Genomic DNA, 25688 nt, shown 5'->3' with positions numbered 1-25688 from the left:
CCGCGGGTCAAGCCCTCCGCTCACCCGGTGCGGGTCAGGACGAGCAGCGCGATGTCGTCGGCACGGTGCGCTCCGGTCAGGTCGCCGAGCAGCCGGTCGCACAGCTCGTCGGGATCGGTCGTGTCGGCTGCCTCCACGGCGGCCAGCAGGTGCGCGAGGCCCTCGTCGATGTCTGCCGACCGGCTCTCCACCAGCCCGTCGGTGTACAGCACGAGGGTCGCCCCCACCGGCAGGACGCCCGACCACTCCAGCGCGGGCGCCGGCGCCGGCGGGGCCCCGAGCATCCGGCTGGGCGTCACCGGCAGGAACTCCGCGTACCCGCCCGCGAGCAGCAGCGGGGCCAGGTGCCCGGCCGAGGCGATCCGCAGCTGACCGGTCGCCGGGTCCAACGTCGCGAACAGCGCGGTCGCCATGCGCTGGAGCCCGAGCAGCGACCACGACGCCTGCAACCGGTCGATCATCGCGCTGGGCGCCGGCCGGTCGACCAGCAGCGCCCGGTACACCGAGTTCAGCTGGCCCATCGTCGCGGCCGCGGTGATGTCGTGCCCGACGACGTCCCCGACCGCGAACGCGATCTGCTCGTCAGGCAGCCGGACGACGTCGTAGAAGTCGCCGCCGACCTCGACCCCGTGGGTGGCCGCGAGGTACCGCACCGCCAGGCGCAGCCCGGCGACCTCGGGCGGGTCCGGGGGCAGCAGGTTGGCCTGCAGGGTGTGCGAGGTGCGGACGTCGAGCTCGTAGCGCTGCGCCTTCGCGAGGACGAGCGCCACCTGCAGGCCCAGCTGCTCGGCGACCTCCACGTCGGCCGGCGTGAACCGGCCGCGCCGGGCGTCGGCCGCCAGCGTGATCGCCCCGAGCGGCCGCCCGTCCACGACGAAGGGCACCGCGATCATGCTGACCAGCTGCAGGTCGCGGACGATCCGCCGATGGCGGTCGTCGACGGTGATCTGCTCCAGCAGCTCGTCGTCGAGCGCCGGCACCCAGACCGTCCGCCGCTGCCGCATGGCCTGCTGCGCGGGGTGCGGCGACCGGCGCTGGTTGAGCTGGCGCAGCCGCAGCTCGTCGGCGACCGGCTGCAGGGCCGGGTCGCGGTGCCGCACCGCCGCGCGGCTGACCCCGCCCTCGGTGGTGAGGTCGATCGCGCAGACGTCGGCGAGCCGCTCCACCGCGAGGACGGCCAGCCGCTCCACCGTCTCCTGGACGTCCGCCGCGGAGGCGAGCAGGCGGGCGGCCTCCAGCAGGAACGCCGACCGCTCCGCATGTCGAGCCGTCTCCTCGTACAGCCGCGCGCGCTCCAGCGCCTGGCCGGCCTGCCGCCCCAGGGTCCAGAGCAGTTCGACGTCCGCCGGGCCCGTCGCCTGCACGGCGCCCGGCTCGTCGAGGCTGATCAGATCACCGCCGCCGACGGTCCCGAGGCCGAGCACCAGCACGCCCAGCCGCCGGCTGTCGGCGGCCACGGGCACCAGCACCAGGCTGCTCAGCCCGTCGGCGGTCAGGGCCGCCGCCACCTCCGGGCGCTCGGCGCGCAGCCGGTCGTCCAGGGTCACCGTCCGCACGCCCTGGGCGAGCTCGAGCGAGAGCTGCCCGAGCGCCGCGGCGCGCAACTCGCCGAGCAGCTCCTCGGAGAGGCCGGCCGAATGCTCGGTGCGCAGCCGCGGCACGTCGTCCGCCGCGCTCTCCTCGACCAGCACCAGCCCGGCCCCACAGGCGCCCAGCGCGTCCCGGCCGCGTTCCACGACGACCCGCGCGACGTCGGCCACGGTGGTCGCCGCTGCCAGGTCGGAGACGACCCGCTGCACCGTCCGCGACCGTGCTTCGGACTCCTCCGCGGCCCGTTGCGCGTTCAGCAGCTCCCGCTCGTAGCGGCGGCGCGCGGTGGCCTCGAACAGGGTCGCCCGCAACAGCAGCGGCGCCCCCTCGTCGTCGCGCACCTCCACGGCGTTCATCAGGCACGGCAGCACCGAGCCGTCGACGCGAACGACGTCCAGCGCGATCTCCCGCACCGCTCCCTGCATGCGCAGCAGCGGCAGCACGTGCGTCTCGTGGAACACCCGCCCGCCCATGGTCAGCAGGTCGTGGAACCGGATGCCGAGCAGCTCCTCGGGTGACCGCCCCGCCCATGCGCCGAACGTCCGGTTCACCTTGACGATGCGCCCGTCGGGCAGCGCCGACAGGTAGCCCATCGGGGCGTTCTCGTAGAGATCGGCCGGGTCGTCCTCGAGCAGCCGGCCCAGCTGGGTGCGCGGATCCCCGGGCGTGCCAGTCATGCCATCACCCGGCGAGGAACGACCGGATCGCCGCCGTCGTCTCCTCCGGCGCGCTCAGGTGCGGCACGTGGCCGACCGCGTCGAGCTGCGCGAACGTGCTGCCGGGGATGGCGCCGTGCACGTACCGGCCCACGACGTCGGGGGCGATGACGTCCTCGCTGCACTGCATGACCAGCGTCGGGACGGCGACCGCGGCCAGGTCGGCGCGGTTGTCGGAGAGGAACGTGACCCGGGCGAACTGCCGGGCGATGTCGGGGTCGGTGCGGCAGAAGCTGTTGGTCAGCTCCTCGGCCAGCTCGGGGTTCTCGGGGTGGTTGCCCATGATCACCGGGGCCATCTGGGCCGACCAGCCGAGGTGGTTGCTGTCGAGGGCGTCGAGCAGGTCGGCGATGTCGGCCCGGCTGAACCCGCCGACGTAGTCGCCGTCGTTCACGTATCGCGGGTTGGGGCCCACCATCACCAGCGCGCCGAACAGCTCCGGAGCCTCCCGCAGCGCCAGCACGCCGATCATCGCGCTCACCGAGTGGCCGACGAACACGACGTCGCTGAGACCGAGCTCGCGGCAGATCTCGACCACGTCGCTCGCGTACCCGCGCAGGGAGTTGTACTTCTCGGGGTCATACGCCGACAGGTCCGACCGTCCGGACCCGACGTGGTCGAACAGGACGACGCGGTGGTCGACCTCGAAGTCCGGCGCGACGAACCGCCACATCGCCTGGTCGCAGCCGAATCCGTGCGCGAAGACCATCGGGCGCCCCGACGGCACCCCGCTGACGGTCACGCAGTTCCGCGTGAGGACGGTGCCCACCGGTCGAGCCTAGTAGGACCGACGAGGCCCACCGGCGGTCTCACCCACCGTCACGGACGCCGCACGGACGGCCAGAACACCCGCGTCCGGCTCCCTCGACCGGCCGCAATCCCCTGTCGCAGCTCCCGCCGCGCCCCTACCCTGCCCGCATCCCACCCCCCGCACTCCTTCTCCGAGGTGCCCTCATGACCGTCACGGTCGGCTCGATCGGCACCATCCCGGTCCCCCGCTCCCCCCTGCCCGGTCCCGCGCTCCCGACCCTCTCCGCCGGCGCCTGCGTTCCCTCGACCTGCCGTGCGGTGGCCTACCAGCGGGTGCTGCACCAGCTCGTCCGCCGCGAGCTGCGGCTGCTCGGCGAGCTGGCCGGCTGGGCGCCCGCGGGTGAGGCGGAGCGCACCGCAACGCTCACCCACCACGCCGACCTGATCGGCCGCGTCCTGCTGCACCACCACGCGGTGGAGCGCGAGGCCGTCTGGCCGGCGCTGCTGCGCGCCGTCCCGGCCGACCGCGGCGCCGCCGCGCGCCGGCTCGTGGGCGACTGGACGGCACGCTGCGCCCGCATCGACCACATGCTGCGCGACGTGTCCACGGCCGCGCGCCAGTGGCAGGTCGCCGGCACCGCCCCGGCCCGCGACGCCTTCGCCCTCGCCTGCCTCGATCTCGCCGACACCGTCGACGCGCAGACCGCCGACGAGGAGGCGGTCCTGCTGCCGATGCTCGCGGAACACCTCTCGGCCGGCGACTGGGCGGCCATCGCCCGGTCCTTCCGCTGCCGCCTGTCCGCGCGAGAGCAGCTGCTCGTCCTCGGCCTCGCCCTCGAGGACTCCTGCGCCACCGACCGCGCCCGCCTGCTCAACGGGCTCTCACCCGCCGCGCGGCTGGCCTGGCGCCTGCACGGACGGCAGGACTACCGGTCGTTCGTCGTCCGCCTGCGGGGCGCTCCCCCCGCCGTGTGAGTTGCGATGAGTTCCGGTCGCCGCGGACGTCGGATCAGGTGTGACGTCGACCTTCGTGCTCGTCCCCGGCGCCGGCGGGGACACCTGGTTCTGGCACCGCCTGGCCCCCGAGCTGGAGCGGCGCGGCCATGCCGTCGTGCCCGTCGAGCTGCCCACCGGCGACGACTCGGCCGGTCTCGCCGCCTACGCGGACACGGTCGTCGCGGCGATCGGCGACTGCTCCCCCGTCGTCCTGGTCGCCCAGTCGATGGGCGGCCTGACCGCGCCACTGGTGTGCGACCGCGTGGACGTCGAGCTGCTGGTCCTGCTCAACGCGATGGTGCCGCGACCCGGGGAGACCGGCGGCGACTGGTGGGGCGCCACCGGACAGGCGGAGGCCCAGGCCGCGCACCTGGCGCGCCTGGGGCTGACCGGCAGTGACGACGACACCGTCTACTTCCACGACGTCCCGGCCGACGTCACCGCGGCCGCTCGACAGCAGGAGCTGACCCAGTCGATGCGGCCGTTCGAGGACCCGTGGCCGCTCGACGCCTGGCCGGACGTGCCGACCCGCGTGCTCGTCGGCCGGGACGACCGGCTGTTCCCCGCGGAGTTGCAGCGGCGGATCGCCGGGGAGCGGCTGGGCCTGGTGCCCGACGAGATCCCGGGCGGCCACCTGGTGGCCCTGAGCCGGCCGGCCGAGCTCGCCGACCGGCTGGAGGACTATCTCCGGTCGAGATAGACCACGCCGGCGTCGAGATCGATGCGGTTCGGCGGTGCGCCGTCCTCGACGTCGTCCCGGCGCAGTTCCCGCACCCGCTGCTGCTCGAGGTCGACCGCCTTACCGGGGAACAGGGCCGCCGAGAACACGTCGAGACCACCCGCCGACACCGCGTGCCGCGCCCGGTGGTGCAGGGGACTCGGCCGCCCGAGTCGCGACCAGGCATGCTCGAGGGCGGCCAGCACCACCAGCAGGACCACCAGGCCCGGCAGAGTGAGTGCGAACAGCACGCCGGCAGCCACGCCCCGAGGGTAGTGGCGCTGCACCCGATGGAGAGAGAACAGCTTGTCCTCAGCACGCCCCGCTCCCGACCACGACGCGGAGCTCGCCGCCGAGCAGGGTTACGTGACCGGCCTGCACCGGCGGCTCGACGACATCCGGGAGCAGGTGGTCGGCCGGCTCGACGACGCACTGGCCCTGGTCGCGCACAACCCGCAGGCCGTCGGTGAGCGCGAGGCGACCGTGCAGCTCTACACCGAGCGGCTGGTCGCGCTCGACGCCGCCGAGAGCGGCCTCTGCTTCGGCCGGCTCGACCGCCGCGACACCGACGTGCCGCGGTACGTCGGCCGGATCGGGCTGCAGTCGGAGGACGGCGCCGAGGAGCCGCTGCTGGTCGACTGGCGGGCCCCGGCGGCTCAACCGTTCTACACCGCCACGCCGCTGCACGACCTCGGCGTCCGCCGACGGCGGCACATCCGCACCCGCGGCCGCACCGTCGTCTCCATCGCCGACGAGGCCCTGGATCTGGACGAGGCAGCCCTGGACGACGGCCGAATCCCTCAGCGGTCGGGCCTGGCCGGGGAGTCGGTGCTGCTGGCCGCGCTGAACCAGACCCGCACCGGCCGGATGACCGACATCGTCCGCACCATCCAGGCCGAGCAGGACCGGATCATCCGCGCCGACCACCGCGGCGTGCTCGTCGTCCAGGGCGGTCCGGGCACCGGCAAGACGGCGGTCGCCCTGCACCGCGCCGCCTACCTGCTCTACACGCACCGCGAGCGGCTCGCCCGCAGCGGCCTGCTCATCGTCGGCCCCTCCCCCACGTTCCTCCGCTACATCGCCGAGGTGCTGCCCTCCCTCGGCGAGACCGGTGTCGTGCTCGCCGACCTGGGCACCCTGCGCCCCGGGCTCGACGCCCATGGGGCCGAGCGGCCCGAGGTCGCCGAGGTCAAGGGGCGACCGGCGATGGCGGACGTCATCGCCGCGGCGGTGCACGCGCGACAGGTCGTCCCGGACGGTCCGGTCGAGGTCACCATCGACGGGACGGCGCTGCGGTTCACCCCCAGCGACGCGACCCGCGCGCAGAGCCGGGCCCGCGCCGCCTCGCGGCTGCACAACGAGGCCCGGCCCGTCTTCGCCCGCCGGGTGATCGACCGGCTCACCCAGAAGTACGCCGACAAGCTCGGGGCCGACGTCCGCGGAGGCGCAAGCCTGCTCGACGCGGCCGACGTCGCGGCGCTCCGCCGGGAGGTCGCCGCGGAACCGGCCGTGCACGCCCTGATCGACCGGCTGTGGCCGCGACTCACCCCGGAGCGGCTGCTCCGGGACCTGTTCGCCTCACGAACCCGGCTGGTCGCCGCCACACCCGGCTGGGACGACGCCGATCGCGACCTGCTGCTGCGCTCTCCCTCCTCGCCGTGGACGCCGTCCGACGTCCCGCTGCTCGACGAGGCCGACGAACTGCTCGGCGTCGACGAGTCCGCGGAGCGGAACCGGGCCCGGCGCGAGGAGGAAGGCCGGCGGCGGGACGCGCAGGCCACGCTCGACCTGCTGCACGGCTCCCGCTCGCAGGACGCCGAGACCGAGGCCGAGTCCGAGGAGCTCGCTGCCTTCGACCTGCTCGACGCGGAGGGCCTCGCCGCGCGTCAGGAGGTGCGCGACGTCCGGACGACGGCCGAGCGGGCCGCCGCGGACCGCACCTGGACCTACGGCCACGTGATCGTCGACGAGGCGCAGGAGCTCTCGGCGATGGCGTGGCGACTGCTGCTGCGCCGGTGCCCCACCCGGTCGATGACCGTGGTCGGCGACGTCGCCCAGACCGGGTCACCGGCCGGGGCGACCAGCTGGGGCGAGGTGCTCACCGCGCACCTCGGCACGCACTGGCGGTTGGAGGAGCTGACGGTCAACTACCGCACCCCCGCCGAGATCATGGAGGTCGCCGCCGCGGTGCTCGCGGCCGGCGGGGCCGGCGCCTCGGCAGGCCGCTCGGTCCGCTCGACCGGCGTCCCGCCCTGGGTCCTGCGGGTGGCGGAGGACGACCTCTCCGCCGCGGTGGCGAAGGCCGCGGCGGAGTTCGAGGCCGAGGAGGGCACGCTGGCGGTCATCGCGCCGCCCAGCCGGGTCGACGCGCTGGTGGCGGCGCTGCCCGAGTCCTCCGACGACCTCACCGCGGGCCCGGTCGTCCTGACCCCGGCGGGCGCCAAGGGCCTGGAGTTCGACTCGGTGCTCGTCGTCGACCCAGCCGGCGTCGTGGCCGAGGGCGTGCGCGGGCACAACGACCTCTACGTCGCGCTCACCCGCGCGACGCAGCGGCTCGGCGTGGTCCAGCCCGGCGAGCTCCTGCCGGAGCTGTCCGGCCTCACGACGCGCTGAACCCGGGGGGACTTTCTGGTCCGAAAGTCCCGTCAGGTCAGGCTGCAGCCACCCGCGCCGCAGGCGCAGCCCGCGCAGGCCGACGGGACGGGCGCCGGAGGCGGCTCGGCAGCCACCCGGCGCAGCCCGACGGACGCGACGATCAGCGGCACGCCGAGCACGGCGACCGCCAGCGCGGCCACCACCGTGGCGACGTCGGCGGCCCGGGCCCAGCCCTGCGCGACGCCGGTGGCGACCAGCAGCCCGGTGACCAGGACGGTCCAGACGAGCAGCGCCTGCCCACCCCGGCGCGCGACCGCGCCCCGGCCGAGCAGCCCGACCGCTCCGGCGGTCAGGACGACGGGCACGACGACCAGCAGCACCCGCGCGGCCACGACACCCGAGGACGAGGCCACGGCCAGTGCGGCGGCGCCGAGGCCCAGGGCACCGGCGCCGAGGCTCCGGGCACGGCCCGCCAGCGATCCACCGACCGCACCGGATCGGGCCCCGCGCAGGAGCAGGGCGCCGCGGACGGCGAGGAACAGGCCCGACGCGCCGAGCAGCAGCCGCGCACCAGCGGCGTCCCAGAACACCGAGACGACCGCGACGGCGATCATGCCGATGCCGAGCGCCAGCCACTGCGGCCAGGCCCGCCGCGCGTCGTCGGGTGTCGCCACTCCGGAGCTGCCCGCGGTCAGGATGCCGTTCGCCACGCCCCCAGTGTCCCTCACCCGGAGCGGCGTTCGGCAGGCACCGTCCCCGTGTCCTGTGGCACGCTGAACCGCTGGTCATCGAGTCGGAGGAGCCTGACCATGAGCGCACGTGGAACGGCTCGGACAGCGATCGGCGATGCCCAGGAAGCGGGCAACAGCGAGACGCTCGAGAACCTGGCCCGCATCGGCCTGCTCGCCTACGGCGTCGTGCACCTGCTGGTCGCCTGGATCGCGGTGCAGTTGGCCTGGTTCGGCGGGGGCGGCAAGTCGGCGGACCAGTCCGGGGCGATGTCGACGCTGGCCGATTCCCCGGTGGGCAAGCCGCTGCTGTGGGTGATCGCCGTCGGGCTGATCGCCCTCGCCGCCTGGCAGGCCGCCGAGGTGCTCCGATGGCGCGGCCAGTGGACCGCGTCGGGGAAAGCCCGCGTGAAGGCGCTGCGCAAGTCCGGCAAGGCGCTGGTCAAGACCGTCGTCTACGTGGTGCTCGCCGTGCTCGCCATCAAGTTCGCCGTCGGCAGTGGCCAGTCCAGCTCCCAGCAGCAGCAGAAGACCACGGCCGGTGTGTTCGCGTGGCCGGCCGGCCGGTGGCTCGTCGGGGCCGTCGGCCTGGTTCTGGTCGGCGTGGGCGTCTACCACGTCTACAAGGGCCTGAGCGAGCGCTTCCTCAAGGAGATCGACACGTCCGACGCGTCGCCGTCCGCCCTGCGTCTGGTCAAGCGGCTCGGGCAGGTCGGCTTCCCCGGCAAGGGCGTCGCGCTGGCCGGCGTGGGGGTGCTGCTGCTCTGGGCAGCCATCACCTTCGACCCGTCCAAGGCTCGCGGCCTCGACGGTGCCATGCACGAGATCCTGGACCTGCCCTTCGGGCAGATCCTGCTCACGCTCGTGGCGCTGGGCATCGCCGCGTTCGGCGCGTACCTGTTCGTGCGCGCCCGCTACCCCGAGCGCACCTGAGGACTATGCGCGCGGGCCGCCGGCGACGTAGATGACCTGGCCGGAGACGAAGCCGGCGCCCTCGCTGACCAGGAACGACACCGTGTGCGCGATGTCCTCGGGCTGGCCGGCCCGGGCGACCGGGATGGCCGCGGCCCGGGCCTGCACGTAGGGCTCCCACTCCTGCCCGATCCGCGCCGCGGTGGCCTTCGTCATCTCGGTGACGATGAAGCCGGGCGCGATCGCGTTGGCGGTCACCCCGAACTTGCCCAGCTCGATGGCGAGGGTCTTCGTGAAGCCCTGCAGCCCGGCCTTCGCGGTGGCGTAGTTCGCCTGTCCGCGGTTGCCGAGCGCCGAGGTGCTGGACAGGTTGACGATCCGGCCCCACTTCTGCTCGGTCATGTACTTCTGCACGGCCCGGGCCATGAGGAAGGAGCCCCGCAGGTGTACGTGCATGACCAGGTCCCAGTCGGCGTCGGTCATCTTGAACAGCAGGTTGTCGCGGGTGACGCCCGCGTTGTTCACCAGGACGACCGGCGGCCCGAGCTCGGTAGCGATCCGCTCGACCGCGGTCTGCACCTGGTCGGAGTCGCCGACGTCGGCACCCACGGCGAGCGCGCGGCCACCGGCGGCCTCGATGGCCTGCACGGTGTCGCGGGCGTCGTCCTCCTTCAGGTCGATCACCGCCACGGCGAACCCGTCCTGCGCCAGCCGGAGCGCGGTCGCCGCCCCGATCCCCCGCGCGGCGCCGGTGACGATCGCGACCCGGGCCATCAGGCCATCCCCCCCGTTCGTTCCCGCGGAACGCTCCGCTCCTCGCTCGTTCCTCGCTGCGATGCTCACGTTCCTGTCCACTCACGCCACCCGCTCGAACAGCGCGGCCAGGCCCTGGCCGCCGCCGATGCACATCGTCTCCAGGCCGTAGCGGGCGCCGCGGCGGTCCATCTCGCGCAGCAGGGTGGCCAGAATCCGGCCGCCGGTCGCACCGACCGGGTGGCCGAGCGAGATGCCCGAGCCGTTGACGTTGGTCCGGTCGAAGTCGCTGTCGGTGAAGCCCCACTCGCGCGTCACCGCCAGCACCTGGCTGGCGAACGCCTCGTTGAGCTCGATCAGGTCGACGTCGGCGAGCTTGACGTCGGCCAGCGCCAGCGCCTTCGCCGTCGCCGGCACCGGGCCGATGCCCATCGTCCGCGGCGGCACCCCCGCCACCCCCCACGAGACGAGCCGGGCCAGCGGGCGCAGTCCGAGCTCCGCGGCCTTGTCCGGGTGCGTCACGACCGCGACGGCGGCGCCGTCGTTCTGCCCGCTGGCGTTGCCTGCGGTCACGGTCGCCTCGGGGTCGTCCTTGCCCATGATCGGGCGCAGCTTCGCGAGGGTCTCCACGTTCGCGTCCGGGCGGATGTGCTCGTCGCGCTCGACGACGGTGTCGCTCTTGCGGCCCTTCACGGTCACCGGCACGATCTCGTCGGCGAACCGGCCGGCGTCGGCGGCCGCGGCTGCGCGCTGGTGACTGCGGACGGCGTACTCGTCCTGCTCCTCGCGGGAGATCTTGTACTCGGCGCGCAGGTTCTCCGCCGTCTCGATCATGCCGCCGGGTACCGGATGGTTCTTGCCGCCCGCTGTCACCCGGCCACGCGCCAGGCCGTCCTGCAGCAGCACGCCCGGTCCGGCCTTGACGCCCCAGCGCATCGCGGTGGAGTAGAACGGCGCGTTGCTCATCGACTCCGCACCTCCGGCCAGCACGACGTCGGAGGCGCCCGACTGCACCTGCATGGCGGCGTAGAGCACCGCCTGCAGCCCCGAGCCGCAGCGCCGGTCGATCTGCAGCCCCGAGGCGGTGACCGGCAGGCCCGCGTCCAGGGCGGCCACCCGGCCGATCGCCGGCGCGTCCATCGTGGGATAGCAGTGCCCGAGCAGGACGTCGTCGACCGACTCCGGCGGCAGTCCGGTGCGCTCCATCAGCGCCCGGATCACCGTCGCGGCGAGCTCGTGCGGCGGCACGTCTCGCAGGGAACCGCCGAACCCCCCGACCGGGGTCCGCAGTGGCTCACAGATGACCGCTTCTCGCACGGTGGTCCTCCCGGCTCGTCGGCGACGTTCGTCGCCACGAGTCTGCCCCCGGGCCGAACCGGCCGCGCAGGGGCCCTGCCGAAGCGTCCGCGAGGAGGGTCAGGCGACCTGGGTGGCGTCGCCGACCTGCTCGGCCTGCAGCAGGTCCCACAGGCCGGTGATCTGCAGCGGGCGCACAACGGCGCGCGAGCCGGCGAGCACCCGCATCCGGACGTCCTGGCGGACGGCGCGGCGGTGCATCGTGGCCAGCACGCAGAGCCCGGCGGAGTCGAGGAAGGTCACCCCGCGAAGGTCCACGGTGAGCTGGCGGACCTCGGCGTCGAGCAGTTCGCTCAGGTGCTGGCTCAGCAGCGGGGCGGTGGTGGAGTCGATCTCCCCCGCGGCGCGGACGGCAGCCGAGGAGCCGGCGTGCGAGACGTCGAAGGTGACGAGTTCGTCACCGGGGCTGGGGTCAAGTGCAGGCGCGGTCACGGGATGCCTCTCAGGCCAGCCATCCGGACCAGTGGAAGAACGGTCGCGACGAAATGCGACGCAAGGACACCGACACTGGTTCACGGCTTCCTGTTGAACCGCTTCCGCTGAAGGTAGGTGATCATCGGGCCGCCTGGCAAGTGGGCGGATACTGAGGGGGTGACGATGCGGATCGTGTTCTGGGGTGTCCTGGTGGCGGCCGTCTCCGCCCTCGCGTTCGTGCTGCTGGACCCGATCGTGGCCGCGTTCCTGGTCACCCTGCTGGTGACCGGGGCGGTCATCGCGTACGTCGCCCGCGACTGGGACAAGCACCCCACCTTCGAGGAACGGGAGCAGGTCCGCGCGCGCAAGCGGTCGGAGAAGTGGGACCGCAACCAGGCCGCGCGTGATCGCGACCGGGCCCGGTGGGAGGCGCACCAGGCCAAGCACGGGGGCACGCGGAATGCCTAGGGAGGCATAGCGCCTCACTGCGCGACCGCGTCCTCCGCGGCCAGTTCAGGGCCGCGGTCGGGCGAGGCGAATGCCTCCGCGAGCGCCTGCCGCAGCGGCCACGCGCCGGCCCGCCAGGCCAGCGCCCGGCCGAGCGCCTCCGGGGTGCCGTCGACGTGGTCGACGTCGTCCTCGGGCCACCAGCTCACCGTCCGTCCGGCCACCGTCAGCCCGTCGTGCACGGCCACCTCCCCCGCGAGCTCCCCGACGCCCAGCCGGGCCGCCGCGAGCCCGGCCCCGGGCAGCTCCGCCCAGCGCAGCCGCCGCCCACGATCGGTCATCCGGCCGGCCACCTTCTCGCTCGCCAGCGGCAGGTCCAGCAGATCGGCGACCGCTCCTGGCCGCCCGCCCGCGGCCACCAGCGGCTCGTCGACCAGTGACAGCAGGTAGGGAACATCGAGGACGACGGCGTCCTCCACCACGCGATCGGGGGCCACCCGCACTCGTTCGGGCGGGTCGACGTCGACCCCGTCGAGCGCGGTCGCGAGCCGGGCGTAGACCGTCCGCAGCACCTCGGGACGGACCGTCCGGGCCGGGTCGCCGAGCCGGTCGAGCAGGTCGATGGCGCCGTCCACGTCGGCCAGGACGTCGTCGACGGTGGCGGGCGGGCGCAGCCGCTCCAGGACCTCGGCGCCCCCGGTCGCCGCTTCGTACAGTCCCTGTAACTCGGTGCCCCCCGGATGCCGCAGCCGGTCGGGCCGCGCGCCGTCCAGCACCGGGTGCACCGACAGCCACCACCGCAGGTAGCCGGGCGCGGCGACGCCCTCCAGCACGACGTCGGCCCACGCCTCGGACGGCGCGGCGGCCAGCATCGGTAGCGCGCGCCGCCAGTTCCGCACGAGCTCCAGGTCGCGTACCGCCGTTATCGGGGGCCAGACCGGCGGCGGCCCGTCCGGCGGCAGTCGGTCGAGCACCGCGTCGGCCCAGCGGTCGGCGCCGTCCACGTCCAGCTCGTCAGGCTCGTCGCCGCGTACCAGCGCGAAGGTGTCGAGCACCCCGACCGCGCGCAGCGCTGCCGGATCGGCGGTCGCGGCGGTCTCGGCGTCGAGGACCCCCAGCGCGCCCTCCTCGAGCACGGCGGCGAGCCCCGAGCCGGGGAGCACCAGCTCCCCGGCGGGCGCCCAGCCGCCTGCCGCGTCGGGCAGCGCCAGTTCGGCCAGCCACGGCAGCTCCCCGGGCTCAGGCCGGGCCGCGCTCACCAGCGCGAGGACGGCGTGCGCCAGGTCCGCGGGGTCGGGCGCGCCGTCGAGGGTGTCCTCCACGACGTCCATGGACGTCTCCACCGCAGTGCGGACGGCGGGGTCGGCGAGCACCGCGGCCGCGGTCGCGGGTACCGCCCCGAGCCGCTCCAGCAGCCGCCGGGCCGCGGGGTGCTGCACGGCGGCGGGCTCGGCGAGCCGCAGACCGAGCGGGCCGAGGCGCTCGACCGGAAGGCCCTCCTCGGGCAGGAGCACCCCGGCCGGGCCGTGCGCGGTGCGGCCGTCGGCGAGCGGCACCGGGAGCGCCGCCAGCTCCTCCCGGTCGACGCCGTCGAGGGCCTCGTACAGCCGCCCCCACCACGCGGCCGCCCGCTGCACCCCGCGGACGGCCTCGACCGCCTCGGCCGGCCCGATCCGCCGGATGCCCAGCGCCCCGAGGGCCGGGGTGTCCGATCGCCGCGACCAGTCCGCCGGCAGCAGGCCGGGCAGCACCTCGGCCAGGACGTCGACCCGTTCCTCGGTCGCGTCGTCCAGCACGGCGGCCCGCTCGGGGAGCTGCCGGTCCTCGGGTCGCCCCGCGACGGGCAGCCAGGCGGTGGAGCGGAGCCGGTCGAGCACCGCAGTCCCGAGGGCGGCGTCGAGGGCGGCCCCGGCCAGGCCGGCCCGCGGCACCAGGCGCAGCAGCACCGGATCGGGGGGCAGTGCGACGACGAGGTCGGCGAACGTGTCGGCCGCGGCGGCGACCAGCGCGTCGGTGACCGGCCCGGGTGCCACGTGCCGCCGGTCGGGAGCGAGGGGGAACGGCGCGATCAGCCGCAGCGGCAGCGACAGCGGCTCGTCGCTCGGGGTCGGCGCGTGCACCACCTGTCCCGCCGGCAGCGGCTCCGGGACGCCGTCGTCGGTCGGAACGGCCCAGGTCACCATCCACCCGCGGCGCGACCGCTCCTCGACGGGGCGGTCGGCGAGCAGGGCGGGGTCCAGCTCACCGGTGCGCTGCGCGACCCGCCAGACCGTCGTCCGCCCGTCATCGGTGAGCGCGGCCGACCCGTCGGCCCACTCGATGTCCAGGCTGCGCGGGACCCCGTCGAGGACGACCTCGACGGCCGCGAGCCCGGGCAGCGCGAGCAGCAGGTCGGCCGGCAGCTGCGCCAGGGCCGCCGCCACCGCCGACCGGGCGCCCTCGCGCAGCGGCAGCACCACCTCGGTGGCGAAGCCGGCCGGAACGCTCCCGGCGGCGGGCCAGGGCAACCGGAGCACCGGCACCACTCCCCCGCGCCGGCCCAGCTCGCCGGCCAGCGCCGGTAGCGCGGCCACCTCGGCGCGGGTGTGCTGCGCGCTGAACCGCACACCCCCGTCGATGCCGACCACCCCCGGGTCGTCGCTGACCGCGAGCACGGCCGCGAAACCGACCCCGAAGCGCCCGACGCCGGCCGCCTGCTCGCGCTTCGCCGACGCCCGCAGCGACGCGAGCCCCTGCACGCCGTCGGCATCCAGGGGGGCGCCGGTGTTCGCGGCCCGCAGCGTGTCCGCGGTCAGCTCCAGACGCAGGCGGCCGGGCACCCCGTCACGCACCGCGGCGTCGGCGGCGTTCTGCGCGAGCTCCACGAGCAGCCGGTCGCGGTAGCCGCCGCGGACGAGGTCCTCCTCGGCGTTGGCGTCCTCTCGGAAGCGCGCCGGTGAGGCCGCCCACGCGTCGAGCACGCGAGCGCGGATGCCCGCGGTGTCGAAGGGGTCGGTCACGGGGCCATCGTGGCAGCGGCCGGTTCAGCGCCGGCCCAACTTCCGGGTGACACGGGGGTTGGCGCGACCCGCGAACGGGCACCGCTCCTTCCGTAATCCGCGACCGGACCCGTGCCGCGGCGATGCGGTCTGGACGGGGCCGGGTAACGACGAGGCGGTGGCGGTGGGGCTCTGGCAACCGGCACGCCTGCCTCCGGGCTACCGGGAGATCTGGTGCCAGGAGCTCTCGCACCTGGCCGAGCTGGCGAAGCTCCGGGCCCGGCTCCGGACCACGCTCACCGGCAGCAGGACCGTCGAACGACCAGATCGCGAGCACTGGTCGGAACGCCTGGTGCTCGTCGCCGACGAGCTCGCGTCCAACGCTCTCCGGCACGCCCGTCCCCCGGTGGCCGTCGCGCTGAGCCGGCTCGCCGGCCGCTGGCTGGTCACGGTCAGCGACTGGTCCACCGAGGTGCCGCCGGAGCCGGCGCAGGGGCGGGACCCGGGCCTGGGCGGCTTCGGGCTCTACGTGGTCGCGGACCTGTCCGCCGCACACGGGTGGTCCCGGCAGCACGGCAAGAAGTCGGTCTGGGCCGTCATCGAGGCCGACCCGACGGAGAACTCGTCCCGGAAGTGACTCGCGGGTAACCTGCGACAGCATGTCGCTCGTGGATCAGCTGGACACCGTCACCGACGTCTCCGCCGGCAGCGTGGACCGCCATGCCACCACCCGGACCTTCGAGTCGACGAACCCGGCCTCCGATGCCGTCGTCGGCGTCTTCCCCGTGCACGACGCCGACGCCGTGCGCGAGACGGTGGATCGCGCACGGGCAGCCGGAGCGCAGTGGGCCGCGCTCGGCTTCGACGGCCGCAAGCAGCGGCTCGCCGCCTGGCGCGGCTACCTCGCCCGGCGGATGAACGAGCTGGCGGACCTGGTCCACCGCGAGAACGGCAAGCCGCACGCCGACGCGATCCTCGAGATCACCCTGGCCATCGACCACCTCGCCTGGGCCGGGGGCCACGCCGCGAAGACCCTCGGTCCGCGCCGGGTGCGAGCCGGGATGCTGGCGGCCAACCACGCCGCCTACCTGGAGTACCAGCCGCTCGGCGTCATCGGCGTCATCGGGCCGTGGAACTACCCGGTGTTCACGCCGATGGGCTCGATCGCCTACGCCCTGGCCGCCGGCAACGCCGTCGTCTTCAAGCCGTCGGAGTTCACCCCGGCGATCGGCGCCTGGCTGGCGGCCGCGTGGCGGGCCGCCGTACCCGACAGCGCCGACGCCTTCCAGGTCGTCACCGGCTTCGGCGAGACCGGCGCCGCCCTGTGCCGGGCGGGCGTCGACAAGGTGGCCTTCACCGGCTCGGCACCGACCGGCAAGAAGGTCATGGCCGCCTGCGCGGAGAACCTCGTGCCCGTGCTGATGGAGCTCGGCGGCAAGGACGCGATGATCGTCGACGACGACGCCGACGTCGTGGCCGCCGCCGATGCGGCCGTGTGGGGCGCGATGAGCAACGCCGGGCAGACCTGCATCGGCATCGAGCGCGTCTACGCCACGAGCGCCGTCTACGACCGGTTCGTCGCCGAGGTCACCGAGCAGGTGCGGAAGCTCCGCCCGGGCTCGGACGACGAGGCCACCTACGGGCCGATGACGATGGCCTCGCAGGGCGGCATCGTGCGCCGGCACATCGAGGACGCCGAGAGCGCCGGCGGCCGGATCGTGCGGGGGGACGCCGACCCCGGCCTGTTCCCCAGCGAGAACTTCCTCGTGCCCACGGTGCTGCTCGACGTGCCCGAGGACTCCGCCGCCATCCGCGAGGAGACGTTCGGGCCCACCCTGTCGATCGCCAGGGTGCGGGACGCCGAGGAGGCGCTGGAGCGGGCCAACGCGACGTCCTACGGGCTCGCCGGGTCGGTCTTCTCCAAGTCCAAGGCGCGCGGCCTCGACCTCGCCCGCCGGATGCGCAGCGGCATGACCTCGGTGAACTCGGTGCTGACGTTCGCCTCGGTGCCGGCACTGCCCTTCGGCGGGGTGGGCGACAGCGGCTTCGGGCGCATCCACGGCGAGGACGGCCTCAAGGAGTTCACCCGCGCCAAGTCGATCACCCGTCAGCGCTACGGGCTGCCGGTCAACCTGAGCAGCTTCAACCGTCCGGCCTCGGCCATGGACGGGGTCGCGCGGATCATGGGCATGATCCACGGCCGGCACCGGTGAGCCGGCCCCTGGACGGCGAGGAGTTCGACGTCGTCGTCGTCGGCGCCGGGTCGGCCGGCTGCGCGCTGGCCGGCCGGCTGACCGAGGACCCGACGCTGCGGGTGCTGCTCCTGGAGGCGGGCGGCTCGGACAAGGTGCTCGAGGTGCAGGTGCCGGCCGGGCTCTACAAGACCTGGCGCACCCGGCTCGACTGGAACTACACGACCGAGCCGCAGCCCGGGCTCGGCGGCCGCAAGCTGTTCTGGCCGCGGGGCAAGCTGCTCGGCGGCTCCTCGTCGATCAACGCGATGATCTACATCCGGGGTGCCGCGGCCGACTACGACGAGTGGGCGTCGCTCACCGGCGACGGGGCCTGGTCGTACGAGCACGTGCTGCCGCTGTTCCGGCGCATGGAGGACAACGCCCGCGGCGCCGACCGGTACCACGGCGTCGGCGGACCGCTGCGCGTCGAGGACCTGCGCTCGCCGCACCCGTGGACGCGCGCGGTCATCCAGTCGGCGGTCGCCGCCGGCTACCCGCGCAACGACGACTTCAACGCCGCGAGCCAGGAGGGCGTCGGCCAGTACCAGGTGACCCAGAAGCGCGGACGGCGCTGGTCGTCGGCCGACGCCTATCTGCACCCGGCGCAGGCACGGCCCAACCTGACCGTGCGCACCGGTGCGTTCACGACCCGGGTGCTGGTCGAGGGCGGCCGCGCGACCGGCGTCGAGTACCGCGCCGGCGGGCGGGTGCACACGGTGCGCGCGACCCGCGAGGTGGTGCTCTCCGGCGGCGCGATCAACAGCCCGCAGCTACTGATGCTCTCGGGCATCGGTCCCGGCGACCACCTGCGCGAGGTCCGGGTCGACGTCGTCCACGACCTGCCGGGTGTGGGCGCCGGTCTCCAGGACCACCCGCTCGTGCCGGTGGTGTGGAACGTGCGGTCGGGCAAGTCGCTGTTCCGGGCCGAGTCGCCGGCGGGCTACGCGCAGTGGTTCGGCGCCCGCCGCGGCCCGCTGACCTCCAACCTCGCCGAGGCCGGCCTGTTCACCCGGTCCAACCCCGAGCTGTCCGCCCCCGACCTGCAGTTCCACTTCCTGCCCGTGAAGTTCTGGAAGCAGGCCGAGGTCGACCCGGACGTCGACGCGTTCACCGCCGCGACCGTGCTGGTGCACGTCCACTCGCGCGGCTCGGTGCGCCTGCGGTCGGCCGACCCGACGTGGGCGCCGGCGATCGACGCCGGTTACCTGACCGACGAGCGCGATCTCGACGCCCTGGTCTGCGGCGTGGAGAAGGCGCGCGAGATCGCCTCGGCCGGTCACCTTGCCGCGGTCCTGGGCGACGAGTGGTCACCGGGTGGCACCGTGCGCGGCCGGGAAGGGCTGCGCGCCGCGGTCAGGGACACCCTCGAGTCGCTGTACCACCCGGTGGGGTCCTGCCGGATGGGCACGGACAGCCAGGCTGTCGTCGACTCCCAGCTGCGGGTGCACGGGCTCGACGGCCTCCGGGTCGTGGACGCCTCGGCCATGCCGACCCTCGTGCGGGGCAACACGAACGCACCCACGATCCTCCTCGCCGAGCGTGCCGCCGACCTGATCCTCGGCCGCACCGTCGACCCCGCGCTGGCCGCCGCCCAGTAGGTTGTCTGCCCGACGCGGAGTGAGCCGGGACCCGAAGGTCCCGGCTCACCTGTCTCTCGCCCCCGACGTACCGGTTACGGACCCGTGATGGTGATGTAGTCGCCGGTGAAACCGGTGAAGTGCAGCGTGTAGGTGAAGCTGGAGAGTGCGATCGTTCCGCCGAGCAGCTCCTTGGTCCAGTTGCCGTTGGGGCAGGTCGCCTGGGCCTCGAAGGCCGACGCCGACGGGACCGGTCCGGAACTCAGCGCCGGTACGTCGAGCCGGCCGTTCTTCGACCGGAGCTTGCCGGTCGTGGTGGGCGCTGATTTCGCCTGGGACTTGACGTCCACGATCTGACCGCCGTGGTTGCGGCACTGGACGGTGGCCGTGTAGATGGCGTTCAGGGTCGCCGTGGCGTCCGCGTTGCCGACGCCTGCGAGTTCGTATGCGGTACAGGTGACCAGGCCGGTCGAGCCGACGCCGCAGCTGATCGTTCCGGTCTGCAGGTGCGTGCCCGTGGGGGCCGCAGCTGCGTTCGTCGTCGTGACGACCGCGGCCTGCGCCGTCGTCGTGAAGAACAGTGTCATCAGAGCTGAGACGAGGATGAACAGGATTCGCTTCATGATGCCTTTCGTCGTAGTTCTAGGAAGCGGTGCCGAGCGCCGGCAGCGGCGGGGCGGCGGATATGGGCTTCTGAGACGCGGACGGCCCACCGCAGGGGCCCTCTGACGGGGGTCGGGAGGCCAACACGGCGGTCACGCTGCCGTGACCCGGCCGTTCACGGATGCGGAGAAGAGCGGGCGCGGCGAGCGGGAGGGTCGAGAACACGACACCTCTACCCTTACTCAGGGTAACCGGCCTGCTGCCTCCTCGGGCTCCCGGACGGCTTGTCAGGGCGAACCATCCACCCGCCAACAGGCGGCGTCAAGAGCCGAAAGGACCGCGCACGCGGGAGTAGCGCATTCGGGCGGCGGCGATCAGCAACTCGCGTGCGCCACTACGCTGAGTTACTAAGTGTCAACCTCTTCTGAGCAGCACATCGCACCGATGTCCGCCTGGGTGCGGCGGAGGAAGCCCCCTCAGCTCCGCCTTCCCGGCAACACCGAGCGGCCGGTCTCGTACACCCACCGTCCGGCGCGCTGCTCATCGGCGAGGACGTCGGCGACCTGCTGGGCGACCGCACCGTCGGCGGAGACGGCGACGAGCTACGGCGTGTACACGTCGAACCACCACCCCAACGGCTCAAGGTCCTGCTGGAACGCGACCCATGACCGGTCGTCCGGGTCGTGCGCGTCGGGGAACACCACACGGAAGGTGAACCGCCCGGGGTCGTGCACCGGCCGCACCGCGACCAGCGGCCCCTCGGCCGAGGACACGATCTCCACCTCGTCGCCCAGGTTGAGGTCGTTGGCGAAAACCGGGACGGCGGCGATGACCGCGAGGTCGGGCTGCGGCGTCACGGCGAGCAGCCCCTCCCAGGCGGGTTCGCCATCGGGATCCGGGCCGAGCGAGATCCACACCGTCTCGGTCGCGGTGGCGGCGTCCGGGTGCACCTCGAACCCGCCGTCCCGCCAGCGGCCGGCGCGGCTCGGGTGTTCGACGTACTGCGGCACGCACCCGACCCCAGGGTCGCCGGGGCGCCGACGCTCAGCCGTGCGCCTGGGCCGCGGCTGCTTCCTCCGGGTTGGTGGGCAGCAGGGTCTCCGTCGGCGGCGGCGGGTTGCGGCGGATGGAGATCGACGTAGTCGCGGCCACCATGCACAGGCCGCCGGCGAGGAACCAGGCGAGGTCGTAGGAGCCGGTGACGTCGCGGATGACCCCGCCGCCGAAGGCCGCGACCGCGGACCCGAGCTGGTGCGAGGCGAAGATCCAGCCGAACACGACCGGGGCGCGAGCCCCGAAGTGCTCGCGGCACAGGGCCAGGGTGGGCGGCACGGTCGCCACCCAGTCCAGGCCGTAGAAGACGATGAACGCGACCATGCTGACCTGCAGGTCGGGGCTGAACAGCGTGGGCAGCGCGAACAGCGACAGCCCGCGCAGCGCGTAGTAGGCCAGCAGCAGCACCCGCGGGTCGGCGCGGTCGGTGAGCCAGCCGGAGAAGATCGTGCCCGCGATGTCGAAGAGCCCGACGACGGCGAGCAGCCCCGCCGCGGTGGTCACCGGCATCCCGTGGTCGTGCGCGGCCGGGATGAAGTGCGGCTGCACCAGCCCGTTGGTCGACATCCCGCAGATGAAGAAGCCGACGGCGAGCAGCCAGAACGGCCGCTTGCGCGCGCCCTCGGCCAGGCCGCGGACGGCGTTGCGGGCGGCGCCGGTGCGCACCGGCTCGACGTCGTCGTCCGCCGTCCCGCCGTACGGCGTCACGCCGAGGTCGCGCGGGCGGTCGCGCAGCAGCCAGGCGACCAGCGGGATCACCGCCACCGCTGCGGCGGTGGTGCCGAGCGACGCCGCCCGCCAGCCGTGGGCGGAGTCGACGGCGGCGACCACCGGCAGGAAGATCAGCTGCCCCGCCGCGCCGCCCGCGGTGAGGATGCCCGAGACGAGCCCCCGGCGTTCGACGAACCACCGGCCGGTCACCGTGGCCACCAGCGACAGCGCCATCGAGCCGGTGCCGAGCCCGACCAGCACGCCCCAGAGCAGCACCAGCTGCCAGCCCGCCGTCATGAAGACGGTGAGCCCGCTGCCCAGCGCCACGACGAGCAGCGCGCACACGACCACGCGGCGGATGCCGATCCGCTCCATCAGGGCCGCGGCGAAGGGCGCCGTCAGCCCGTAGAGGGCCATGTTCACGGCGATGGCGGCGGAGATCGTCGAGACCGACCAGCCGAACTCGGCGCGCAGCGGGTCGATCAGCACGCCCGGGACCGCGCGGAACGCGGCGGCACCCACCAGGGCCAGGAACGTCACCGCGGCGACCCACCAGGCGGGATGGATCCGGTGGGCACGGGTCGGGACGGTCACGGCATCCAGCATGACAAGCCGCACCGACCGCCACGACGATCCGGTCTGCCGTTCGGAGCAGGAATCCGGCCAGCGGACCGCGCAGCCGTGATCCTGCGCTCACCCGATGTGACGTGTCACTCCCCCGATCCGGGACCACGCCGGGCGGCCATCTGGTTGAGTAGGACGTACCGGCGCCGCCCTCGCTCATCCGGAGCGGCAGGAATCGACGTCGGGCTGAGGCTGCGCCACCGAGGTGCGCCCGGCTGACCGACGTCTCGCCGACGACGTGAGCCCGCCCTGCCCCGTGCAGGCGCGCCTGCGCTCGCGCTCGCCGAGGTGTCGCTCGGCCACTCGAGTGTTGAGGAACCGATGACTTCACCCAGCAACGCCCCCGACCGTCCCCGCCGCAGCCGCGGCGGCCGGGGTCGCGGCGGCCGTCCCGCCGGCGACCGCCCGGTCCAGGACCAGGCCCGTACGCAGACCGCCGTCCCCACCCCGCCCCTGCTGCCGGCCGGTGACGTGGCCACCGTGCTGCCGACCGACACCACCTTCGACGCCCTGGGCGTCCCCGCGCCCCTGGTCGAGGTGCTCACCGCCAGCGGCATCACGGCCCCGTTCCCGATCCAGGTCGCGACGCTGCCCGACAGCCTCGCCGGCAAGGACGTGCTCGGCCGCGGCCGCACGGGCTCCGGCAAGACGCTGGCCTTCAGCATCCCGCTGGTCGCCCGCCTGGCCGCCTCGGACAGCCGCAGCCAGCCCAAGCGGCCGCGGTCGCTGATCCTCGTGCCGACCCGCGAACTGGCCAACCAGGTCGCCGCCGTGGTCGACCCGATGGCCCGCGCCCTCGGCATGCGGACGACGACCATCTTCGGCGGCGTCGGCCAGAACCCGCAGGTGCAAGCGCTCGCCGGCGGCCTGGACGTCGTCATCGCGTGTCCGGGCCGGCTGGAGGACCTGATCCAGCAGGGCCACTGCGACCTCGGCGCGATCGAGGTCACGATCCTCGACGAGGCCGACCACATGGCCGACCTCGGTTTCCTGCCGGGCGTCAAGCGGATCATGGACCGCACGCCGAAGGTCGGTCAGCGGATGCTGTTCTCGGCCACGCTGGACAACGGCGTCGACGTCCTGGTCCGGCGCTACCTGACCAACCCGACCACGCACTCGGTCGACCCGGCGGTCGCCCCGGTCAGCACCATGACCCACCACGTGTTCCGCGTCGACGCCGCCGACAAGGGCCGGATCGTCCAGGAACTGGCCTCCGGCCTCGGCCGCAGCGTGCTGTTCACGCGCACCAAGCACCAGGCGAAGAAGCTCGCGAAGCAGCTCACCGCGGCCGGCGTGCCCGCCGTCGATCTGCACGGCAACCTCAGCCAGAACGCGCGCGAGCGCAACCTCGAGGCGTTCACCGCCGGCACGACCCGGGTGCTCTGCGCGACCGACATCGCCGCGCGCGGCATCCACGTCGACGACGTCGCCATCGTCGTGCACGTCGACCCGCCGGCCGAGCACAAGGCCTACCTGCACCGCTCCGGCCGCACCGCGCGCGCCGGCGCCGAGGGCGCCGTCGTCACGATCGCCACGCCCGACCAGGCCGGCGAGGTGCGCACGCTGGCCCGCCAGGCCGGGATCACCCCCGAGGTGTCGGCGATCAAGCCCGGCGCCCGGGAGATCACCGCGCTGGTCGGCCCGGCCGCGCCCTACGTCGAGCCGGCCCCCGTCGCCGAGCCGCAGCCCCAGGGCAACGGCGGCGGACGGCGCCGCGGCGGCTCGGGCCGCGGCTCCTCCGGCGGCGCCTCGTCCGGTGGCCGCAACAGCTCCGGCGGTGCCGCGAAGTCCGGTGGCTCGGGCCGCGCGTCCGGTCCGGCACGCACCCGCGCCGAGCTGGCCGCCCGGGCCGGCTCGTCGTCGGCGGCGTCCTTCAGCGCCCGCTCCCGCCGGGGCCGCTGACCCGTCCGCGCGTCGACCGAGGCCCGTGGCCGTCCCCTTCCGGGGCGGCCACGGGCCTCGGTCGTTCCGTGCGGGTCGGTCTACTCGGCCGGCAGGTGGACCGTGCTGACCAGCCGTCGCCGCCGCGCTCCACCAGGCCCGTGGGCGATGCGTTCCTGCAGCACGGCCGACAGCTCGGCATGCATCTGGTCGAACTCCTCGTCGGTGACCCAGACGGCGGCCTGCCGGTAGCCCACGCGGTCGCCGGCCAGATCCGGCGTCGTCCCGGGCGGGACCCGGGCGAGATACCGGCCGAAGTCGCCGAGCAGCGCAGCGAGGAACGAGGCGAACGCGCGACCGTGCTCCTCGACGGTCATCGTCGCGGCGTCCTCGGCGGACACCGAGGCCGCCTCGGTCACCAGCCGGTAGCTGCGCTCCGCGGCGCCGCGCACCTTCCGCTCCGCTGCGACGGTCAGCACCCCGGCCTCGACCAGGGTGGCCACCTGCCGGTAGAGCGTCGCCATCGGGACGTCGGGGAGCTCCGCGCGCAGGTCGCCGGTGGTCAGCGTGCGATCGCCCAGGAACGCCAGGACGACACGCAGCCGCACCGGGTGCAGCAGCAGGTCTGCGGTCGTCACGGCAGCTCCATCGTTATCAGTCTTGACAATAGTCGCGGAAGTGATAATAGTGGGGGCATGGCAACCGTGCAACTGACCCCGACCACCGTCACCGTCCACCTCACGCTCGGCGAGAAGATCGGCGGGCTGCTGCGCGACCTCGAGATCCCCGTGACCGCCGTCCGGAGCGTCGAGGTCGTCGAGCGCCCGCTGGCCGAACTCCGGGGCCTGCGTGCGCCGGGCCTCGCCCTTCCCGGGCTGCGCAAGGTCGGCACGTGGCGCCGGCCGGGCGAGCGCACCTTCGTGAGCATCCGGAGGGACCAGCCGGCGATCCGGCTGCGCCTGTCGGGCCAGCGGTACGACACCCTGCTCCTCGGGGCCGACGACGCCGCCGGCCTCGCCGCCGCCGTCTCCCCCACCGCCTGACGTGCGCGAGCTGCCCCTGACCATGCCCGGCGATCCACCGCTGGCGGGCACGCTGACCCTGCCCGACGGCGACCTCCCCGTTCCCGGCGTGGTGATCGCCTCCGGCTCGGGTCCCCTGGACCGCGACTCCAACCATCGCCGCGGCCGGTTCGAGGTCGCCCGCCGGCTGGCCCACGCCCTGGCCGACGGCGGGCTGGCCTCGCTGCGCTACGACAAGCGCGGTGTCGGCGACAGCCCGGGCGACTGGCGCCGGGCCGGCCTGTACGACAACGTCGACGACCTCGGCCGGGCCCGGGACGCACTCGCCGCACGCCCCGAGGTCGACGCCGATCGCCTGCTGGTGGCGGGGCACAGCGAGGGCGCGATCCTCTCTGCCGCGGTCGCCGCGCGCACCCCGTCGGTCATCGGCGTCGTCCTGCTGTCGATGAGCGCCACGCCGGGCGAGGAACTGCTGCGGTGGCAGGTCCGGCAGATCGCCCCGACCCTGCCCGCCCCGGTCCGGGGACTGCTGCGGCTGTTCCGCACCGACCTGGAGAAGAAGGTGGCGGCCAACCACGACCGCATCCGGACCACCACGACCGACGTCACCCGGATCGGCGGGGCCAGGGTGAACGCCCGCTGGACGCGCGAGTTCATGGCCCACGACCCGCGCCGCGACCTGAGCCGCCTCCCCTGCCCCGTGCTGGCGATCACCGGCGACAAGGACCTCCAGGTCGACCCGGCCGACCTCGACGTCATCGAGGCCGTCGTCCCGGGGCCGGTCACCGCGCACCGGTTCCGCGACGTCACGCACACGCTGCGCACCCAGCCCGGGCTCCCGTCGCTGAGCCGCTACCGGCGAGAACTGCGCCGCCCGGTGGACGCCGAGGTCATGGCGGCGGTCGTGAGCTGGTGCCGGGAGGTGGCAGCCGGCGCCGCGACGGGCTGACCACTGGCGAGCAGGATTGGCGGGGAGCAGCCTGGGCACCGTCCCGACGTCCGGCTCCCGACAACCGCATCCCACGCAGCG

General features: G+C 74.3%; 23 protein-coding genes. 11 read left to right on the top strand and 12 right to left on the bottom strand.

Annotated features, from left to right (window positions below; all coding sequences use genetic code 11):
- Positions 1-20: 20 nt before the first annotated feature.
- On the bottom strand, positions 21-2267 hold the full coding sequence (locus tag AC2H4J_RS20275; protein WP_487466714.1) for a SpoIIE family protein phosphatase: 2247 nt from the start codon (positions 2265-2267) through the stop codon (positions 21-23).
- Between the two features lie 4 nt (positions 2268-2271).
- The gene (locus AC2H4J_RS20270) at positions 2272-3075 is read right to left on the bottom strand and encodes an alpha/beta fold hydrolase (RefSeq protein WP_487466713.1); all 804 of its coding nucleotides are present in this window, start codon (positions 3073-3075) and stop codon (positions 2272-2274) included.
- A gap of 185 nt (positions 3076-3260) precedes the next feature.
- Between AC2H4J_RS20270 and AC2H4J_RS20265 the strand changes: the two genes are divergently transcribed.
- Both AC2H4J_RS20265 and AC2H4J_RS20260 read left to right on the top strand, forming a co-directional pair.
- A complete protein-coding gene (locus AC2H4J_RS20265) occupies positions 3261-4031 on the top strand; it encodes a hemerythrin domain-containing protein (protein ID WP_487466712.1) in 771 nt (256 codons plus the stop codon).
- Positions 4032-4071: 40 nt separating this feature from the next.
- Positions 4072-4752, top strand: coding sequence for an alpha/beta fold hydrolase (locus AC2H4J_RS20260; protein WP_487466711.1), 681 nt, complete (start codon positions 4072-4074; stop codon positions 4750-4752).
- On the opposite strand, the gene AC2H4J_RS20255 is transcribed toward AC2H4J_RS20260, so the two are convergent.
- Positions 4734-5033: a DUF6191 domain-containing protein gene (locus AC2H4J_RS20255; RefSeq protein WP_487466710.1), complete on the bottom strand. Its 300-nt coding sequence runs from the start codon at positions 5031-5033 to the stop codon at positions 4734-4736. The genes AC2H4J_RS20260 and AC2H4J_RS20255 overlap by 19 nt on opposite strands.
- A gap of 43 nt (positions 5034-5076) precedes the next feature.
- On the opposite strand from AC2H4J_RS20255, the gene AC2H4J_RS20250 reads away from it, so the two are divergent.
- Positions 5077-7383: a HelD family protein gene (locus AC2H4J_RS20250; protein WP_487466709.1), complete on the top strand. Its 2307-nt coding sequence runs from the start codon at positions 5077-5079 to the stop codon at positions 7381-7383.
- A gap of 32 nt (positions 7384-7415) precedes the next feature.
- On the opposite strand, the gene AC2H4J_RS20245 is transcribed toward AC2H4J_RS20250, so the two are convergent.
- The gene (locus AC2H4J_RS20245; RefSeq protein ID WP_487466708.1) at positions 7416-8075 is read right to left on the bottom strand and encodes a hypothetical protein; all 660 of its coding nucleotides are present in this window, start codon (positions 8073-8075) and stop codon (positions 7416-7418) included.
- Between the two features lie 99 nt (positions 8076-8174).
- On the opposite strand from AC2H4J_RS20245, the gene AC2H4J_RS20240 reads away from it, so the two are divergent.
- Positions 8175-9026 carry a DUF1206 domain-containing protein gene (locus tag AC2H4J_RS20240; RefSeq protein ID WP_487466707.1) on the top strand — a complete coding sequence of 284 codons (852 nt, stop codon included), beginning with the start codon at positions 8175-8177 and terminating at the stop codon, positions 9024-9026.
- Between the two features lie 3 nt (positions 9027-9029).
- Here AC2H4J_RS20240 and fabG read toward each other — a convergent pair whose 3' ends face one another.
- The 3 genes from fabG to AC2H4J_RS20225 form a co-directional block, all read right to left on the bottom strand.
- Positions 9030-9779 (bottom strand): 3-oxoacyl-ACP reductase FabG, encoded by a 750-nt coding sequence (gene fabG, locus AC2H4J_RS20235; protein WP_487466706.1) that lies wholly within the window; start codon positions 9777-9779, stop codon positions 9030-9032.
- A gap of 81 nt (positions 9780-9860) precedes the next feature.
- Positions 9861-11075 (bottom strand): acetyl-CoA C-acetyltransferase, encoded by a 1215-nt coding sequence (locus AC2H4J_RS20230; RefSeq protein ID WP_487466705.1) that lies wholly within the window; start codon positions 11073-11075, stop codon positions 9861-9863.
- A gap of 99 nt (positions 11076-11174) precedes the next feature.
- Positions 11175-11546: an STAS domain-containing protein gene (locus AC2H4J_RS20225; protein ID WP_487466704.1), complete on the bottom strand. Its 372-nt coding sequence runs from the start codon at positions 11544-11546 to the stop codon at positions 11175-11177.
- Between the two features lie 159 nt (positions 11547-11705).
- Here AC2H4J_RS20225 and AC2H4J_RS20220 point away from each other — a divergent pair, with 159 nt between their 5' ends.
- A complete protein-coding gene (locus tag AC2H4J_RS20220; RefSeq protein ID WP_487466703.1) occupies positions 11706-11996 on the top strand; it encodes a hypothetical protein in 291 nt (96 codons plus the stop codon).
- Positions 11997-12010: 14 nt separating this feature from the next.
- On the opposite strand, the gene AC2H4J_RS20215 is transcribed toward AC2H4J_RS20220, so the two are convergent.
- Positions 12011-14974 (bottom strand): sacsin N-terminal ATP-binding-like domain-containing protein, encoded by a 2964-nt coding sequence (locus tag AC2H4J_RS20215; protein ID WP_487466702.1) that lies wholly within the window; start codon positions 14972-14974, stop codon positions 12011-12013.
- A gap of 157 nt (positions 14975-15131) precedes the next feature.
- Here AC2H4J_RS20215 and AC2H4J_RS20210 point away from each other — a divergent pair, with 157 nt between their 5' ends.
- Genes AC2H4J_RS20210 through AC2H4J_RS20200 form a run of 3 tightly spaced genes read left to right on the top strand, consistent with a single transcriptional unit; the run spans position 15132 to position 18785 of the window.
- Positions 15132-15590, top strand: coding sequence for an ATP-binding protein (locus AC2H4J_RS20210; RefSeq protein ID WP_487466701.1), 459 nt, complete (start codon positions 15132-15134; stop codon positions 15588-15590).
- A gap of 22 nt (positions 15591-15612) precedes the next feature.
- Positions 15613-17166: an aldehyde dehydrogenase family protein gene (locus AC2H4J_RS20205; protein WP_487466700.1), complete on the top strand. Its 1554-nt coding sequence runs from the start codon at positions 15613-15615 to the stop codon at positions 17164-17166.
- A complete protein-coding gene (locus AC2H4J_RS20200; protein ID WP_487466699.1) occupies positions 17163-18785 on the top strand; it encodes a GMC family oxidoreductase in 1623 nt (540 codons plus the stop codon). Before AC2H4J_RS20205 ends, AC2H4J_RS20200 begins: the two co-directional genes overlap by 4 nt.
- Positions 18786-18859: 74 nt before the next feature.
- Here the strand turns inward: AC2H4J_RS20200 and AC2H4J_RS20195 are convergent, their stop codons facing one another.
- The 3 genes from AC2H4J_RS20195 to AC2H4J_RS20185 form a co-directional block, all read right to left on the bottom strand.
- The gene (locus AC2H4J_RS20195) at positions 18860-19387 is read right to left on the bottom strand and encodes a hypothetical protein (RefSeq protein ID WP_487466698.1); all 528 of its coding nucleotides are present in this window, start codon (positions 19385-19387) and stop codon (positions 18860-18862) included.
- A 582-nt stretch (positions 19388-19969) separates the two neighbouring features.
- Positions 19970-20377 (bottom strand): DUF4265 domain-containing protein, encoded by a 408-nt coding sequence (locus AC2H4J_RS20190; RefSeq protein ID WP_487466697.1) that lies wholly within the window; start codon positions 20375-20377, stop codon positions 19970-19972.
- Between the two features lie 34 nt (positions 20378-20411).
- Positions 20412-21725 (bottom strand): MFS transporter, encoded by a 1314-nt coding sequence (locus AC2H4J_RS20185; RefSeq protein ID WP_487466696.1) that lies wholly within the window; start codon positions 21723-21725, stop codon positions 20412-20414.
- 351 nt (positions 21726-22076) lie between these two features.
- Between AC2H4J_RS20185 and AC2H4J_RS20180 the strand changes: the two genes are divergently transcribed.
- A complete protein-coding gene (locus AC2H4J_RS20180) occupies positions 22077-23657 on the top strand; it encodes a DEAD/DEAH box helicase (RefSeq protein ID WP_487466695.1) in 1581 nt (526 codons plus the stop codon).
- Positions 23658-23737: 80 nt separating this feature from the next.
- On the opposite strand, the gene AC2H4J_RS20175 is transcribed toward AC2H4J_RS20180, so the two are convergent.
- The gene (locus tag AC2H4J_RS20175; protein ID WP_487466694.1) at positions 23738-24274 is read right to left on the bottom strand and encodes a helix-turn-helix domain-containing protein; all 537 of its coding nucleotides are present in this window, start codon (positions 24272-24274) and stop codon (positions 23738-23740) included.
- A gap of 57 nt (positions 24275-24331) precedes the next feature.
- Here AC2H4J_RS20175 and AC2H4J_RS20170 point away from each other — a divergent pair, with 57 nt between their 5' ends.
- The gene (locus AC2H4J_RS20170; RefSeq protein ID WP_487466693.1) at positions 24332-24679 is read left to right on the top strand and encodes a hypothetical protein; all 348 of its coding nucleotides are present in this window, start codon (positions 24332-24334) and stop codon (positions 24677-24679) included.
- Between the two features lies 1 nt (position 24680).
- The gene (locus tag AC2H4J_RS20165) at positions 24681-25607 is read left to right on the top strand and encodes an alpha/beta hydrolase family protein (protein ID WP_487466692.1); all 927 of its coding nucleotides are present in this window, start codon (positions 24681-24683) and stop codon (positions 25605-25607) included.
- The last annotated feature ends 81 nt before the right edge of the window (positions 25608-25688 follow it).

The organism is Blastococcus sp. OS1-29, assembly GCF_057628075.1.
This window is presented reverse-complemented; position numbering and strand designations above follow the sequence as displayed.